The following is a 16,053-nucleotide window of genomic DNA, read 5'->3' on the forward strand; positions in this document are numbered from 1 at the left end:
AAATTCATTTCATATAGGGGAGGATATTGTATACATTGTCGGCGTTTCGGCGGCGCGACCGCCTTTGTCGATATCAGCCTTAGGGCGTACAGGAAGACCCCATATGTTCAAAGCTACTCAAGTGCTTGCCGCTGACTATATCCCCTCCGATCTGGCCGCCCTGCGCGAAGCCATCACCCAAAACTACGTGGTGGATGAAAATGCCTATCTGGCCGAACTGTCGGCCATGCTGCCGGGGGATGGCGCCTCGCTGGAGCAGGTGACCCAGCGCGCCCGTACTCTGGTGACCAAGGTGCGCAAGGAGAGCGGCTCCGGTGACGGTATCGACGCCTTCCTGCAGGAGTACAGCCTGGATACCCAGGAGGGGATCATCCTGATGTGTCTGGCCGAGGCGCTGCTGCGCATTCCCGATGCCGAGACCGCCGACGCCCTGATCAAGGACAAGCTCTCCGGCGCCAACTGGTCTTCCCACTTCCGCAAGAGTGACTCCACCCTGGTCAACGCCTCCACCTGGGGGCTGATGCTGACCGGCAAGATCATCAAGCTCGACAAGAAGCTCGACGGCAACCCGGCCAACCTGCTGGGGCGCATGGTCAACAAGCTGGGAGAGCCGGTGGTGCGCTCCGCCATGTACGCCGCCATGAAGATCATGGGCAAGCAGTTCGTGCTGGGGCGCGACATGAAAGAGGCGCTCAAGGCGAGCCGCAAATCCCGCGAGCTGGGCTACACCCACACCTACGACATGCTGGGTGAGTCGGCGCTGACCATGCAGGATGCCGACAAGTATCTGACCGATTATCGCAACGCCATCGAGGCGGTGGGCCACGAGCGGATCAGCGACGGCGGCCCGGCCCCGTCCATCTCCATCAAGCTCTCGGCGCTCCATCCGCGCTATGACGTGGCCAACCGCGAACGGGTACTTGGCGAGATGTGCGAGCGGCTGGTGGGACTGGTGCGTCTGGCACGCGACAAGGATGTGGCCATCAGCATCGATGCCGAGGAGATGGACAGACTCGAGCTGTCGCTGGATCTGTTCGAACAGCTCTACCGCTCCGACGCCAACCGTGGCTGGGGCAAACTCGGCATGGTGGTGCAGGCCTACTCCAAACGCGCCCTGCCGGTACTCTGCTGGCTTACCGCGCTGGCCCGCGAGCAGGGTGACCTCATTCCGGTGCGACTGGTAAAAGGCGCCTACTGGGACAGCGAACTGAAATATGCCCAGCAGGCGGGTCTGCCCGGCTACCCGCTCTTTACCCGCAAGGCGGGCACCGACATCTCCTACCTAGCCTGCGCCCGCTACCTGCTGAGCGAGCCGACCCGCGGCTTTATCGCTCCCCAGTTCGCCACCCACAACGCCAATACCGTGGTCAGCATTCTGGAGATGGCGGGTGATCGCCAGTTTGAATTCCAGCGTCTGCACGGCATGGGCGAGGAGCTGCACAACGCTGTGCTGAGCGACAATCCCGGCCTGCACTGCCGCATCTACGCGCCGGTCGGCGCCCACAAGGACTTGCTGCCCTATCTGGTGCGCCGCCTGCTGGAAAACGGGGCCAACACCTCCTTCGTTCACAAGCTGGTGGATCCCAATACCCCGGTGGATTCGCTGGCCGAGCACCCGCTGCGCACCCTCAAGCGCTACTCAGGCTTTGCCAACGACCGCATTCCGCAGCCGGTGAACCTCTTCAGCGACCGCAAGAACTCCAGCGGCGTCAACATGAACATCCTTTCCATCCAGCGCCCCTTCTTCGCCCGCTTGAAAGAGCTGGAGAGCAAGCAGTGGCTGGCAGGCCCCATCGTCGATGGCGAGCCCCTCAAGCGCAGCGAGGCACGTACCGTGCTGAGCCCGCAGGATGTGAGTCTCACCGTCGGCAAGATCCACTGGGCCGACGAGCAGGCGGTGGAGCAGGCCTTGGCCTCCGCCCACGCTGCCTTCCCGCGCTGGCGTGAAACCCCGGTGAGAGAGCGTGCCGCCGCGCTGGAGAAGCTGGCGGATCTGCTGGAAGCGAACCGCGAGCAGTTCGTCTCCTTGTGTACCCGCGAGGCGGGCAAGCTGCTGCAAGATGGCATCGACGAGGTACGCGAGGCGGTCGATTTCTGCCGCTACTACGCGGTGCAGGCCCGCAGCCTGATGGGGCTGGCGACCCTGTTGCCCGGTTACACCGGCGAGCAGAACGAGCTGTTCCTGCAGGGGCGCGGCGTCTTTGTCTGCATCAGCCCGTGGAACTTCCCGCTGGCGATTTTCCTCGGCCAAATCGCTGCGGCGCTGGCCACCGGCAATACCGTCATCGCCAAACCGGCGGAGCAGACCGGCCTTATCGCCCATCTGGCGGTGACTCTGGCCCATCAGGCAGGTATTCCGGGCGACGTGCTGCAACTGCTGCCCGGTGACGGCGCCACCGTCGGCGCCAAGCTGACGGCGGATCCGCGCATCGGCGGCGTCTGCTTTACCGGCTCCACCGAGACCGCCAAGCTCATCAACATGACCCTGGCCCAGCGCGATGGCGCCATCCTGCCGCTTATCGCCGAGACCGGCGGCCAGAACGCCATGATCGTCGACTCCACCGCCCTGCCGGAGCAGGTGGTGCGCGACGTGGTGAGCGCCGCCTTCCAGAGCGCCGGTCAGCGCTGCTCGGCCCTGCGGGTGCTCTACCTGCAGGAGGAGATCGCCGAGCGGGTACTGGAGATCCTCACCGGCGCCATGCAGGAGCTGAAAGTGGGCAACCCGGCCGAGCACAACACCGACGTCGGTCCGGTGATCGATGCCGATGCCAAGGCCGGTCTCGATGCTCACCTCGCCTACATGGTGCCCCGCGCTCGCCTGATTGCGCAGGCGCCGATGCCGGCCGCGACCATGGAAGGGCACTTTGTCCAGCCGACCGCGCTGGAGATCGGCTCCATCCGCGAGCTGGCCAAGGAGCAGTTCGGCCCCATCCTGCACGTGGTGCGCTACGCCACCCGGGATCTGGACAAGGTGATCAGCGACATCAACGGCACTGGCTACGGCTTGACGCTCGGGATCCACAGCCGCAACGAATCCCACGCCGAGGAGCTGGCGAGCCGCATCAACGTGGGCAACGTCTACATCAACCGCAACCAGATCGGCGCCATGGTCGGGGTGCAGCCGTTCGGCGGCCAGGGGCTCTCCGGCACCGGCCCCAAGGCGGGCGGCCCCCACTATCTGAGTCGTTTTGTGACCGAGAAGACCCGCACCATCAACACCACGGCGGTGGGCGGCAACGCCTCCCTGCTGGCGATGGGCGATGCTTGATCGACACAGCGAGAGAACGATTGACAGCAGGCCGCCTTCGGGCGGCCTCTTTGTTGGTGTTCTCCTCTTGCTCGCCGGTTTTTGCCTGGGCGGGGCGAAGATCGGAGGCAATTTTGTTGTGGTGGCGGGGTCGTCAGCGACCTGTGCTGGCCGTAAGATGGGGCCCATTCGCGCTATTTTGCCCCTGCTGCAGCCTGCTGTGACCGTGGCGTTGTTTAATCTGACTTAACGAGAGTGTTTATCCGATGTCATTAACTGAACAAGCCCGCTGGTTTGTCGTGGCGGGTGACCATCAAATCCTGCTCGATGAGGCGGGTCAGGTGCCGAGCGGCGTGAAGGCGTGCCTGCCCGCAGCGCTGGCAGGTGCCCGTTTCGAGCGTTTTGATGAGTGGCAGGGGCTGCCCTGTTATCTGCTGGATCTGGGGGCTGAGGCCGACACGACTATGATGGCCCCTCTGCGCCAGTTGATGGTGGCGGGGGACGAAGAGAGCTTTCGTCTCGCGGGCCGCGCCTGGCAGCTCGCCACCTTCCGCCGCACCCACCGTTTCTGCGGCGAGTGCGGCGCCCCCATGACCCCGAAGGCGGGGGAGTGGGCACAGGTGTGCCAGCACGGCCACACGGTTTATCCGCGCATTTCACCCTGCATTATCGTGGCGGTGCGCAAGGGGCCGGAGATCCTCTTGGCGGCCCATCGCCGTCACTATCAGGCGGACGATCCCATGTATACCGTGCTGGCCGGCTTTGTGGAGGCGGGAGAGAACCTCGAGCAGTGCGTGGCGCGGGAGGTGTTCGAGGAGAGCGGCATCCGGGTAACCAATGTGCGCTATGTGGCGAGCCAGCCCTGGCCCTTCCCCCACAGTCTGATGATGGGTTTTACCGCCGACTACGAGAGCGGCGAGATCAGGGTGCAGGATGACGAACTGGTCGCCGCCGCTTTCTTTGCCGCCGACCGGCTGCCGCGCTTGCCACCCCATGGCACCATTGCCCGGCGGCTGATCGAGTTGTCGCTGGCTGGCGAGGGGTAACTGGCGTTCATCTTTTCGCCGATCTTTTCGGGAATGGGGCGGTCAGGCTTGCGCCCCTTCACATCTTTGCAACCGATCACCCATTTGCCACGTTTTGGGCAGTCCGCTCCGGTGGGCAAAGTGGTATTATGACCGCCATTTTATGCGTGATATGAATTCAGGAACTGGGATGAAAGAGCTGAAGAACGATCGATACCTGCGCGCTCTGCTGCGTCAGGATGTAGACATGACGCCGGTATGGATGATGCGCCAGGCTGGCCGTTATCTGCCGGAATACAAGGCGACTCGCGCCCAGGCGGGGGATTTCATGTCCCTGTGCCGCAATGCCGAGCTGGCCTGTGAAGTCACCCTGCAGCCGCTGCGCCGCTACCCGCTCGATGCAGCCATCCTCTTCTCCGACATCCTTACCGTGCCCGATGCCATGGGGCTGGGTCTCTACTTCGAGCAGGGTGAAGGCCCGCGCTTCGAGCGCCCGATCACCTCCATGGCCGACGTGCAGGTGCTGCCCATTCCGGATCCGGAAGATGAGCTTGGCTACGTGATGAATGCGGTACGCACTATTCGCCGCGAGCTGAAAGGCGAAGTGCCGCTCATCGGTTTTTCCGGCAGCCCCTGGACTCTGGCCACCTACATGGTGGAGGGGGGCAGCTCCAAGGCATTCACCAAGATCAAGCAGATGATGTACGCAGAGCCCATGACCCTGCATCTGCTGCTCGACAAGCTGGCCGACAGCGTGATTGCCTATCTCAACGCCCAGATCAAGGCGGGGGCGCAGGCGGTCATGGTGTTCGACACCTGGGGCGGCGTGCTCACCCCGCGCGATTACCGCGATTTCTCCCTGCAGTACATGCACAAGATCGTCGATGGCCTGATCCGCGAGCACGACGGTCGCCGCGTGCCGGTCACCCTGTTTACCAAGAACGGCGGTCAGTGGCTGGAGCAGATCGCCGCCACCGGTTGCGATGCACTGGGTCTGGACTGGACCACCGACATTGCCGACGCCAAGCGCCGGGTCGGCGACAAGGTGGCGCTGCAGGGCAACATGGATCCCTCCATGCTCTACGCTACCCCGGCTCGCATCCGTGAAGAGGTCGCCTCCATTCTGGCCGGTTTCGGTCACGGTAATGGTCACGTCTTCAACCTCGGTCACGGCATCCATCAGGATGTGAACCCGGAACATGCCGGCGTGTTCGTCAACGCGGTGCACGAGCTCTCCGCTCAGTACCACGGCCGCTAAGGCCGGGGCGAGAAAAGAAGAGTTTGTTTGATATCCGGGGCCGCAAGGCCCCGTTTTACATTTAAAAAGGCGCCGCGACGACGAGAGTGTGGCGCCCGTGCAGGAGGCAAGATGAGCAGCAAGTCACTGGATTGGGGTATCGATCTTGGTGGTACCAAGTGTGAATGTGTGGTGCTGGATGGTGACGAGGTGCTGCTGCGCCATCGCATCCCCACTGAGCGGGCGGGCGGTTATGACCATATGATCGGCCAGATCGCCAAGCTGGTTGCAGAGTGCGCCGAGAAGATTGGCCAGCGCCCCGCCGTTATTGGCATGGGCACGCCGGGGGCGCGGGATCCACAGACCGGCCTGATGAAGAACTGCAACACCACCGAGCTCAACGGCAAGCCGTTCAAGGAAGATCTGGAGCGCAAGCTGGGCGTGCCGGTGCTGATCGCCAACGATGCCAATTGCTTCGCGCTGGCAGAAACTCACCTCGGTGCGGTGCGCCAGCACCATCCCGATGCGAAAGTGGTGTTCGGCATCATCATGGGCACCGGGGTCGGCTCCGGCATCGTCATCAACGGCCGCATTCTCAACGGTCATCACGGTATCGCCGGAGAGTGGGGCCACAATGTGCTCTCTCCCGACGGCCCCGAGTGCTACTGCGGCAAGCACGGCTGCGTCGAGACCCTGATCAGCGGCCCGGCGCTGGAGGCCTGGTACGAGGCCAAGGCCAAACGTCGGCTGTCGCTCGCCCAGATTGTGGCAGCGACCGCCCACGATCATGTGGCCAAGCTCACTATCGACCGGTTGCACCTGCTGTTTGGTCAGGCGTTGGCCAACGTGGTCAACATTCTCGACCCGGATGTGATCGTTATCGGCGGCGGGGTGGGCAACGTGCAGAGCCTGTACAGTGTGGGACGGGAGACTATTTTGCCCTTCCTCTTTAATCCCCATTTCAGTGCCCCCATTATTGCTCCTGCCCTTGGTGACAGTGCCGGGGTATTCGGGGCCGCACTGCTGGCCCGCGGTGAATTCAAGGAGGCCCTGCTGTCGTAGCCGGGGCTCCCGGGCGGCCGGTCGGCTGCTCTTTTCTCTAGCCCATGCGCTAGCAAATCTGTGGTAAGGAACTGGCTGCCAGATGATCAAGATTGCCATCAACGGTTACGGACGGATCGGCCGCAATGTACTGCGTGCCCTCTACGAGAGCGGGCGCGACAAGACCATCAAGATCGTCGCCATCAACGAGCTGGCGGCTCCCGAAGCCATGGTGCACCTGACCCGCTTCGATACCAGCCACGGCCGTTTTCACTATCCGGTGCAGCTGGCCGGCAACAGCATGCTGGTGGGGGAGGATCTCATCTCCCTGTTTGCCGAGCGGGATCCGGCGAACTTGCCGTGGCGGGCGCTGGGGGTGGATGTGGTGCTGGATTGCACCGGGGTATTCGGCTCGCGGGCCGATGCCGAGCTGCATCTGGCGGCGGGGGCGGGCAAGGTATTGTTCTCTCATCCGGCCGAAGCAGATGTGGACGCAACCATCGTCTACGGGGTCAATCATCAGGTGCTGACAGGGCGCGAGCGGATCGTCTCCAACGCCTCCTGTACCACCAACTGCGTGGTGCCGGTGATTGAAACATTGCATCGAGAATTCGAGATAAATTGTGGTACTATTACGACAATTCATTCGGCCATGCATGATCAGCAAGTCATCGATGCCTACCACAGTGACTTGCGCCGAACCCGCGCTGCCAGTCAGTCCATCATTCCGGTGGATACCAAGCTGGCAAAGGGGCTGGAGCGTATCCTGCCCCACTTCGCCGGCAAGTTCGAGGCGATCGCGGTGCGGGTGCCGACCATCAATGTAACAGCGATGGATCTGAGTATTACTGTTCGTAAAAAAGTGACAGTTAGTGACGTAAATCAAGCCCTGCAACGGGCATCCAGAGGTACATTACACGGTATTCTGGATTACACGGAAGAACCGCTGGTCTCCGTAGACTTCAATCATGATGCGCACTCATGCATCATTGATGGTACCCAGACCCGGGTGAGCGATGCCAACCTCGTCAAGATGTTGATGTGGTGCGATAACGAATGGGGCTTCGCAAACCGGATGCTGGATACCACCCGGGCCATGATGGTTGCAGGCTGAGCCTGCCCCGGGCGAAAGGTTACTGTTTTTAACATTACCTGGAAAATATAGAGGACTGAATATGTCTGTTATCAAGATGACTGACCTGGATCTGGCGGGCAAACGCGTTCTGATCCGTGCTGACCTGAACGTGCCGGTAAAAGACGGCAAGGTCACCTCCGATGCACGTATCGTCGCTACCTTGCCGACCATCAAGCTGGCTCTGGAAAAGGGCGCCAAGCTGATGATCACCTCCCACCTGGGTCGTCCGACCGAAGGCGAGTACAACGAAGAGTTCTCTCTGCTGCCGGTTGTCAACTATCTGAAAGACGCTCTGTCCTGCCCGGTTCGCCTGGCCAAGGATTACCTGGATGGCGTAGAAGTCGCTGCCGGTGAGCTGGTTGTGCTGGAAAACTGCCGTTTCAACAAAGGCGAGAAGAAGAACACCGAAGAGCTGGCCAAAAAATACGCCGCCCTGTGTGACGTCTTTGTAATGGATGCGTTCGGTACTGCTCACCGCGCCGAAGGCTCCACCTACGGTGTGGCCCAGTTCGCTCCGGTAGCTTGTGCCGGCCCGCTGCTGGCTGGTGAACTGGAAGCTCTGGGCAAAGCCATGCTGAAGCCCGAGCGCCCGATGGTTGCCATTGTTGGCGGCTCCAAGGTCTCCACCAAGCTGACCGTTCTGGAATCCCTCTCCAAAATCGCTGACCAGCTGGTTGTCGGTGGTGGCATCGCCAACACCTTCATCGCTGCTGCCGGTCACAACGTCGGCAAGTCCCTGTGCGAGCACGACCTGATCGACACTGCCAAGAAACTGGCTGCCGAGACCAACATTCCTGTGACCACCGACGTGGTTGTTGGTGCCGAGTTCTCCGAGTCCACTCCGGCGACCATCAAGTCTGTAAGCGATGTGACCGACGGCGACATGATCTTCGACATCGGCCCTGACTCTGCCAAGGCTCTGGCTGACATCATCATGAACGCCAAGACCATCCTGTGGAACGGCCCGGTTGGCGTGTTCGAGTTCGACCAGTTCGCTGAAGGCACCAAGATCATCGCCGAAGCCATCGCTGCTTCTCCGGCCTTCTCCATCGCTGGCGGTGGCGACACCCTGGCTGCCATCGACAAGTTCGGCATCGCTGACAAAGTCTCCTACATCTCCACTGGCGGCGGCGCCTTCCTGGAGTTCGTAGAAGGCAAGGTTCTGCCGGCTGTTGAGATTCTGGAACAGCGCGCCAAAGCCTAATTGACCCGGAACGGGGGGCAAAAGCCTCCCGTTTCGTTTATCATGTGCCCGCTGTGCCGGTTCATGATGAACCCCCCATTTTTTATTAACGGCATACGAGACAGGACGATTAAACATGTCTAAGAAAATTTTCGACTTCGTAAAACCCGGCGTGATCACTGGTGATGACGTTCAGAAAGTGTTCGCCATCGCTAAAGAGAACGGCTTCGCTCTGCCGGCCGTAAACTGCGTTGGTACCGACTCCGTGAACGCCGTACTGGAAGCTGCCGCCAAGGTTAAAGCGCCGGTTATCGTTCAGTTCTCCAACGGTGGTGCCGTGTTCACCGCCGGTAAGGGTCTGAAGCTGGAAGGTCAGAAAGCTGCCATCCTGGGTGCCATCTCCGGTGCCAAGCACGTTCACGCTGTTGCCGAAGCTTACGGCGTGCCGGTAATCCTGCACACCGACCACGCTGCCAAGAAGCTGCTGCCGTGGATCGACGGTCTGCTGGAAGCGGGCGAGAAGCACTTTGCTGAAACCGGCAAGCCGCTGTTCTCCTCCCACATGCTGGATCTGTCCGAAGAGTCTCTGGAAGAGAACATCGACATCTGCTGCGAGTACCTGACCCGCATGGCCAAGATGAACATGACTCTGGAGCTGGAACTGGGTTGCACCGGTGGCGAAGAAGACGGCGTCGACAACAGCCACATGGATCAGTCCGCTCTGTACACCCAGCCGGAAGATGTTGCTTACGCTTACGAGCGTCTGTCCAAGATCAGCCCGCGTTTCACCATCGCTGCCTCCTTCGGCAACGTACACGGTGTATACAAGCCGGGTAACGTCAAACTGACCCCGTCCATCCTGGACGCTTCCCAGAAGTACGTTTCCGAGAAGTTCGGCATCCCTGCCAAGTCTCTGGACTTCGTATTCCACGGTGGTTCAGGTTCCACTCTGGAAGAGATCCGCGAGTCCATCTCCTACGGCGTAGTGAAGATGAACATCGACACCGACACCCAGTGGGCTACCTGGGAAGGTCTGCTGCACTTCTACAAGAAGAACGAAGCTTACCTGCAAGGTCAGCTGGGCAACCCGGAAGGTGCCGACAAGCCGAACAAGAAGTACTACGACCCGCGCGTATGGCTGCGTGAAGGTCAGACTTCCATGATCGCTCGTCTGGAGAAAGCATTCTCCGACCTGAACGCCATCAACGTACTGTAATTCGTTACAGCACCTTGATTGCATGAAAAGGCGCCCTTCGGGGCGCCTTTTGCATTTCTGTGATCCGTGGTAGCTGGTTTGCCGTGCCGTAGCTGGGTATTATCGAAACAAGTTTGCTTATTTTATTAAACAATTTGCAACAAGGCAGGATGCTGAACATGCAGGCAGGAAAGCACATCGGATATCAGGAGCACGCGGCCTCCTACTACGCCGCGACCCGCAACGATCCGCAGCAGTGGCCGGAACTCGAGGCCGAGCTGAAAGCGGATGTCTGCATCATCGGCGGCGGTTTTACCGGTCTCAACACCGCCATCAACCTGGCTGATGTAGGCTACAAGGTGGTGCTGTTGGAGGCCAACCGCATCGGCTGGGGCGCCTCCGGGCGTAACGGCGGCCAGCTTATTCGCGGTATCGGCCACGATACCAGCCAGTTCGCCCGCTGGATTGGTGAGGAAGGGGTACGCGAGCTCGACCTGATGGGGCTGGAGGCGGTGCAGCTGGTACGCGAGCGGGTTGAGCGTTTCAATATCGAGTGTGACCTCACCTGGGGTTACTGCGATCTGGCCACCCGTCAGCGCCATCTGGCCGGCTTCGAGGAGGATCTCGACCATCTGGCGAGTCTGGGGTATGAGCGCGAACTCAAACTGGTGCCGCGGGAAGATATCCATAGCGTGGTGGGGTCGGATCGCTATATCGGCGGCCTCATCGACATGGGCTCCGGCCATCTCCATCCCCTCAATCTGGCGCTCGGCGAGGCGCGCGCCGCAGCCAGCCTCGGGGTTTCCCTGTTTGAACACTCCAGAGTGACCCATATCGATTACGGCAAGCAGGTTGAAGTGACCACCGCCCACGGCCGGGTCACTGCCGACTATCTGGTGATCGGCTGCAACGCCTACCTCAACGACCTCAATCCGGAGCTGGGAGGGCGGGTGCTGCCGGCCGGCTCCTACATTCTCGCCACCGAGGTGCTGGATCGCCGCTTGCGCCAGCGCTTGCTGCCGCAAAACATGGCTGTGTGCGATCAGAACGTGGCGCTCGACTACTACCGCCTCTCCGCCGACGGTCGCCTGCTGTTTGGCGGGGCCTGCAACTACTCGGGAAGGGATCCCCGCGACATCAAGGCCTTCATGTTGCCCAAGATGCTGCGAGTCTTCCCCGAGCTGGCTGGCACCGCCATCGAGTTTCAGTGGGGCGGGATGATCGGGATTGGCGCCAACCGGCTGCCGCAGATTGGCCGCTTGAAGGCTCACCCCAACGTGCTCTATGCCCAGGCCTACTCGGGGCACGGCCTCAATGCCACCCATATGGCGGGCAAGCTGGTGGCCGAGGCGATCCGCGGCGAGAGCCGGGGTTTCGATCTCTTCGCCAGCGTGCCCCATATCACTTTCCCGGGGGGCCCGGCGCTGCGTTCTCCGCTGCTGGCGTTGGGGATGCTGTGGCACCGTTTCAAGGATATCTTCTGAGTCACTGGCGGGGCATTGTGCCCCGCCAGCCCTTGTTTATAGCGGCACTGCACTAGCGCACAGCCTGATAGACCAAAACATGCGTTAGCGCTAATCCCTTCCGGTTGGCGCTATCTTTTAGGTGTGAGAGTGATGCCGGGTCAGGCGAACAAGAGCGGGTTCGCTGACTGAAAAAGATGTGAAGGAGGGCCGAGATGGAGATGAATGTGGTCGCGTCAGGCGGGCCCCGCCCGCTGGTGCAACGGCAGGGATCTTCTATCGCGCAGCCATTGGAGAGGGCGACGCTGTCGTCACCAACTGGCAGTGACAGCCGGATGGTGCGCGACCTTGGCTCTGTACTCGATAATCTCGGGCTGTCGCCGAAAGGAGAAGGGGGCAGCGGAAGCCATATGTCAATCAAGGACTCGCTGGAGGCGTTCATCAATACCATGATGGGAGCCCTGCAACAGCAGCAGGAGCAACAGCTGGCGTTGCAGCAACAACAGCGGCAAGAACAGGAACAACGAAAGATTGCGCTCGCCGACAACAGCGAGAGCCCGCTGAAACGGGATCTGGCTCGTCTGCTGGAGACGCTGGATCAACAAGGCGGGAAGGACAAAGAGAGCAGCCAAGGGGGGCAGAACGACGCGACTGACCCCTTGCAGAGCCAGCTGACCAGGCTGCTGGAGAGCAGCGGTGCGGCAGATAGCGGGATCACCCTCAAGGATGTGCTGTCGGGGTTGGCCAGCAAGCTGCCGGGTGAATCCGCCGGGCGAAAAGGGTATCGGGTCGATACCCAGGTCTGAGCTGGTCGGTAACGGCAGAGCTGCCGGTTCGAGGTTGCAGAGAGTAAGGGGCGGGCAGCCCTTTATTGCGCCGGTTCAGCCAGTCGCCACCCCTGTTCGCTTTTCATCATCCACACCTCCGCCTCTTGCGGCAGTACCTGACCCGCTTCGAACTCGCCATATTTGCGCTCGAGCTCCATCAGTCCCATCTCCTGCTGGAAGGGGCCGACACGGTCATAAATCAGATCTTCGTCGTGCAGCACCTGCAGCTGATCCAGTCCCTGCTTGAAGTGGAGCTGGTAGCTCACCTTGACCAGATAGACCCCCTCCATCCGCTCCTCCTTGCCGAGGATGGTGAAGTCGCTGATATCGAACAGGTTGGCATCCGTTTCGGCCAGCAACTTGGCGGTAACCTGCTGGCGGATAACATCTTCTCCGGGCCCTGCACTACAACCAAACAGCCAGAGGGCCAGCAGGGGGATGAACCACTTTTTCATCAAAACTCCGAACAGGTGCAAAAAGAGCAAAACGGGAGGGCAGATTGTGCCACGCGAACGGGCGGTGGCAAACCTCGGCTCACGGTTCCAGTGCGCGTTCCTGCACGATGGCCTCGGCCCGATAGCCAGCCAGCTCGCGACGATAGCACTCGGTGAACCCTCTGCGCTGCCAAAAAGAGAGTGCGGGTTCATTGTTGGCAATGACTGACAGGCGAAGTCGGGTGGCTCCCCATGAGCGCGCCAGCGAGCAGGCGTGGCGATAGAGCGCCTGACCACGACCAGCACCTTGCCAGGGTTCCCCTACCAGCAACAGCCCCAGATAGGCGGTGGTCGGGTCGGGATAGCCGCGCAGCAGATCGATGACGGCGGTTAGCTCCCCCTCTTCCCAGCGACCGATGAGATGCTTGGCAGAGAGCGGCAGGCCGGGTGGGCAGGCTACAAGCTCCTCTTCTGCAGCATCCGGGGAGAGGGGCTCATCGCTCACCGCCGCCTGATAGGCAGGGGCCAGTTCAAGCAGACGCTGCAAGGCCGGCGCATCGCTTGCCTGCAGTCGCCGCAGCTCACTTGGCATTGCTGACCCTGTCGAGGTGATCGAGGAACTCCGCCGGCCCCATAAAGCCGGTGACCCGCTGGCCTGTCAGCGCCTTGCCCTCACGGTCGAAGAAGATGAGGGTCGGCAGCCCGAGTACATTGAGGGTGTTGAGCAGCTCGACATCGGCATCGTCGTTGGCCGTGACATCCGCCTGCAGCAGTACCATCTGGCCGAAACGCTCGCGCACTGCCGGGTCGCTGAAGGTCTTGTGTTCGAACTCCTTGCAGGCGACGCACCAGTCGGCATAGAGGTCGAGCAGCACCGGCTTGCCGCGGGCGGCAGCCAGCTGCACCTTGAGATCAGCCAGGGTCTTGATGCGGACAAACTGCGGGGCGCTCTGGTTGGTGCCCGTCGTGACAGCGCCGGTAGCGGGCGGTTGCAGCAGATCCTTGCCCACCACTACGGCGCTGATCATCGCCAGCAGCAGCACGAAGCCGCGCAGGCTCTTGGCCACCGAGTGGGGCTGGTGCTGGTTGTGGTGATAGAGATAGCCGCACAGCAGCAGTCCCCAGCCAAGCCAGGCCAGGGTGGTGATCTGATCGCTCCAGAGCCTTGAGAGCAGCAGGATCGGTACCGCCAGCAGGGCGAAGCCAAACAGCTGCTTGATCACATCCATCCAGGCGCCCGCCTTGGGCAGCAGCTTGCCGCCCGAGGTGCCGAGCAGCAGCAGCGGCAGCCCCATTCCGAGCGAGAGGGCATAGAGCGCCGCAGCGCCAAGCCAGAGATCGCCGCTCTGGGCCACATAGATAAGGGCTCCCGAAAGCGGGGCCGTGGTGCAGGGGGAGCAGACCAGCCCGGAGATCATCCCCATGATGGCGACCCCGGCCACCGAGCCGCCCTGCTGGCGGTTGGAGAGGCCGGAAAGCCGGGTTTGCAAGCTGCTCGGCAACTGCAGGGTGTAGAGCCCGAACATGGAGAGGGCGAGCAGCACGAACATCAGCGAGAGGCCGATCAGCACATAGGGGTGTTGCAGTGCAGCCTGGAACTTCAGCCCTGCCGAGGCAACCACCAGTCCGAGCAAGGTGTAGGTGACCGCCATCCCCTGCACATAGACCATGGAGAGCAGGAAGGCGCGGCCGGTGGAGAGGCGATGGCCGGCACCGGCAATGATGCCGGTCAGAATGGGGTACATGGGGAAGACGCAAGGGGTAAAGGCGAGCCCCAGCCCCAGAGCGAAGAAGGCGGCGACACTGAGCCAGAAGCCCTGGCTGCCGAGGGCGGCGGCCAGCTGATCCTGCTGACTGAGCGACGGGTTGGCTGCCTGCAGGTTATCCGTGCCAGACGCGGCGAGCGGGGCAACCTCGATCAGCTTGTCGGTCGGCGGGTAGCAGAGACCGTCGGTGCAGCCTTGATAGGTGAGGCGCAGGGTTGCGTGCTCCCCCACCTCTCGCAGCGGCACGGCTATGGTCACCTGTTGGTAGTAGACCCGGGTCTTGCCGAAGAAGTCATCCTCATGCTCGCTCCCCTCCGGCAGTGCCGAGTCGCTGAAGGTGAGGTTGGTTCCCTTGAAGCGCAGGCTGTGGCGATAGAGGTAGTAGTCGTCAGCGATGTTGAGGGTCAGCAGCAGCTGATCACCCCGCTGTTCGCTCTCGAGGCGAAATGCCTCATCCACCTTGAGGAACGTCGGTTTGGCGTTCGCCGCAAGGCCGAGGGAGCCGAGAATATCGGTGCCGCTGGCCCGGGCTGGCACGAGTCCGGCCGTGGCCAGTGTCAGCAGTACCAGCAGGAGGGTGAACAGGCGACTGCGCATCATGGGGTCTCCTCCTTGAGCCAGTCGAGGTAGGCGGGCAGGCCGGCGCTCACCGGCAGCGCCAGCAGCTCGGGCACCTCATAGGGGTGATGGGCCAGAATGCACGCCTGCAGTTCGGCAAAGAGCGGCTGGCGGGATTTGATGACGAGCTGGATCTCGGTCGCCCGCTCCACCTTGCCTTGCCAGCGGTAGACGGAGGTGACCCCCGGCAGCTGATTGATGCAGGCGGCCAGCTGGCGGTTAAGCAACTGTTCGCAGACAAGGTCGGCACTGGTTTGGTCGGGGCAGGTGCAGAGCACCACAATGGCATCGGTCATAACGGAGAAGTTCGCCTCGATGAATAAGCTGGCGGGACACCCTTTTGCTGCAGAAATATCCCGAAAATCAGCGGCTACTATACCCCAGAGCCGGAGCAAATAGCATCTGGCGCCATTTGTGAGCGAACGCCGAAAATTAGTGGGGGGCATGAGATAGACGCTGTCTCGGGGACAGGGCAGAATGAGCGGGATTGTTCCCTATCGACGTAAGGAAATGTATGACCCAACAGAATGAGCAGCAGAGAAACCGCATGTTGAGCCTGCTGCGCGAAGGTGAGCGCCGCATGTTGGTTCAATTGGCCGGGCTGCTGCGCACGACCGCCGATGAAATCAATGCCGAGCTGGAGAAAGAGGAGTTGATGGGAACCCTTGAGCAGCCCATCACGGTGGAGTATCTCAACGGCGTGGTGCAGCACCATCTGTTCGAGCGCAAGCACAAGGGTGACATGGCAGTGGCCCAGCAGATCCTGAGCGACTACCAGAACGAACTGGAAGCCCTGCAGGCCGCCCAGGCTCAACAGGAGAGCGAAGAGGCCGAGAACAGCGAAGCCGCCAAGGCTCAGGCCTGACCCTCTGCCGCTGACCG

Annotated in this window: 14 protein-coding genes; 10 read left to right on the forward strand and 4 right to left on the reverse strand. The window is 61.6% G+C overall.

Going from position 1 to position 16,053, the window contains the following annotated elements; genetic code table 11:
* Nucleotides 1-103: 103 nt before the first annotated feature.
* From putA to LG31_RS0101660, 9 genes are all read left to right on the forward strand, one after another.
* Entirely contained in the window at nucleotides 104-3,268 is a 3,165-nt protein-coding gene (gene putA, locus LG31_RS0101615) for a bifunctional proline dehydrogenase/L-glutamate gamma-semialdehyde dehydrogenase PutA (RefSeq protein WP_033112768.1), read from the forward strand.
* A gap of 245 nt (nucleotides 3,269-3,513) precedes the next feature.
* Entirely contained in the window at nucleotides 3,514-4,293 is a 780-nt protein-coding gene (gene nudC / locus LG31_RS0101625; protein ID WP_033112770.1) for an NAD(+) diphosphatase, read from the forward strand.
* 169 nt (nucleotides 4,294-4,462) lie between these two features.
* Nucleotides 4,463-5,530 carry a uroporphyrinogen decarboxylase gene (gene hemE / locus LG31_RS0101630; protein ID WP_033112771.1) on the forward strand — a complete coding sequence of 356 codons (1,068 nt, stop codon included), beginning with the start codon at nucleotides 4,463-4,465 and terminating at the stop codon, nucleotides 5,528-5,530.
* Between the two features lie 111 nt (nucleotides 5,531-5,641).
* The gene (locus tag LG31_RS0101635; RefSeq protein WP_033112772.1) at nucleotides 5,642-6,571 is read left to right on the forward strand and encodes an ROK family protein; all 930 of its coding nucleotides are present in this window, start codon (nucleotides 5,642-5,644) and stop codon (nucleotides 6,569-6,571) included.
* Between the two features lie 82 nt (nucleotides 6,572-6,653).
* The gene (epd, locus tag LG31_RS0101640) at nucleotides 6,654-7,664 is read left to right on the forward strand and encodes an erythrose-4-phosphate dehydrogenase (RefSeq protein ID WP_033112773.1); all 1,011 of its coding nucleotides are present in this window, start codon (nucleotides 6,654-6,656) and stop codon (nucleotides 7,662-7,664) included.
* Nucleotides 7,665-7,725: 61 nt separating this feature from the next.
* Nucleotides 7,726-8,889: a phosphoglycerate kinase gene (locus LG31_RS0101645; protein ID WP_033112774.1), complete on the forward strand. Its 1,164-nt coding sequence runs from the start codon at nucleotides 7,726-7,728 to the stop codon at nucleotides 8,887-8,889.
* A 115-nt stretch (nucleotides 8,890-9,004) separates the two neighbouring features.
* The gene (fbaA, locus tag LG31_RS0101650; RefSeq protein ID WP_033112775.1) at nucleotides 9,005-10,084 is read left to right on the forward strand and encodes a class II fructose-bisphosphate aldolase; all 1,080 of its coding nucleotides are present in this window, start codon (nucleotides 9,005-9,007) and stop codon (nucleotides 10,082-10,084) included.
* Between the two features lie 158 nt (nucleotides 10,085-10,242).
* Complete coding sequence (locus tag LG31_RS0101655) at nucleotides 10,243-11,547, forward strand: NAD(P)/FAD-dependent oxidoreductase (RefSeq protein ID WP_033112776.1); 1,305 nt, start codon at nucleotides 10,243-10,245, stop codon at nucleotides 11,545-11,547.
* 389 nt (nucleotides 11,548-11,936) lie between these two features.
* A complete protein-coding gene (locus tag LG31_RS0101660; protein ID WP_238567460.1) occupies nucleotides 11,937-12,332 on the forward strand; it encodes a hypothetical protein in 396 nt (131 codons plus the stop codon).
* A 62-nt stretch (nucleotides 12,333-12,394) separates the two neighbouring features.
* Here the strand turns inward: LG31_RS0101660 and LG31_RS0101665 are convergent, their stop codons facing one another.
* The 4 genes from LG31_RS0101665 to cutA form a co-directional block, all read right to left on the reverse strand.
* The gene (locus LG31_RS0101665; protein WP_033112778.1) at nucleotides 12,395-12,808 is read right to left on the reverse strand and encodes a hypothetical protein; all 414 of its coding nucleotides are present in this window, start codon (nucleotides 12,806-12,808) and stop codon (nucleotides 12,395-12,397) included.
* A 79-nt stretch (nucleotides 12,809-12,887) separates the two neighbouring features.
* Nucleotides 12,888-13,379 carry a GNAT family N-acetyltransferase gene (locus LG31_RS0101670; RefSeq protein ID WP_033112779.1) on the reverse strand — a complete coding sequence of 164 codons (492 nt, stop codon included), beginning with the start codon at nucleotides 13,377-13,379 and terminating at the stop codon, nucleotides 12,888-12,890.
* On the reverse strand, nucleotides 13,369-15,153 hold the full coding sequence (locus LG31_RS0101675) for a protein-disulfide reductase DsbD (RefSeq protein WP_033112780.1): 1,785 nt from the start codon (nucleotides 15,151-15,153) through the stop codon (nucleotides 13,369-13,371). The genes LG31_RS0101670 and LG31_RS0101675 overlap by 11 nt, the downstream gene beginning before the upstream one ends.
* Nucleotides 15,150-15,467: a divalent-cation tolerance protein CutA gene (cutA, locus tag LG31_RS0101680; protein ID WP_033112781.1), complete on the reverse strand. Its 318-nt coding sequence runs from the start codon at nucleotides 15,465-15,467 to the stop codon at nucleotides 15,150-15,152. The genes LG31_RS0101675 and cutA overlap by 4 nt, the downstream gene beginning before the upstream one ends.
* 218 nt (nucleotides 15,468-15,685) lie before the next feature.
* Here cutA and LG31_RS0101685 point away from each other — a divergent pair, with 218 nt between their 5' ends.
* Complete coding sequence (locus LG31_RS0101685) at nucleotides 15,686-16,036, forward strand: hypothetical protein (protein ID WP_033112782.1); 351 nt, start codon at nucleotides 15,686-15,688, stop codon at nucleotides 16,034-16,036.
* The last annotated feature ends 17 nt before the right edge of the window (nucleotides 16,037-16,053 follow it).

This window comes from Aeromonas lacus (genome assembly GCF_000764665.1).
Classification (GTDB): Bacteria; Pseudomonadota; Gammaproteobacteria; order Enterobacterales; family Aeromonadaceae; genus Aeromonas; species Aeromonas lacus.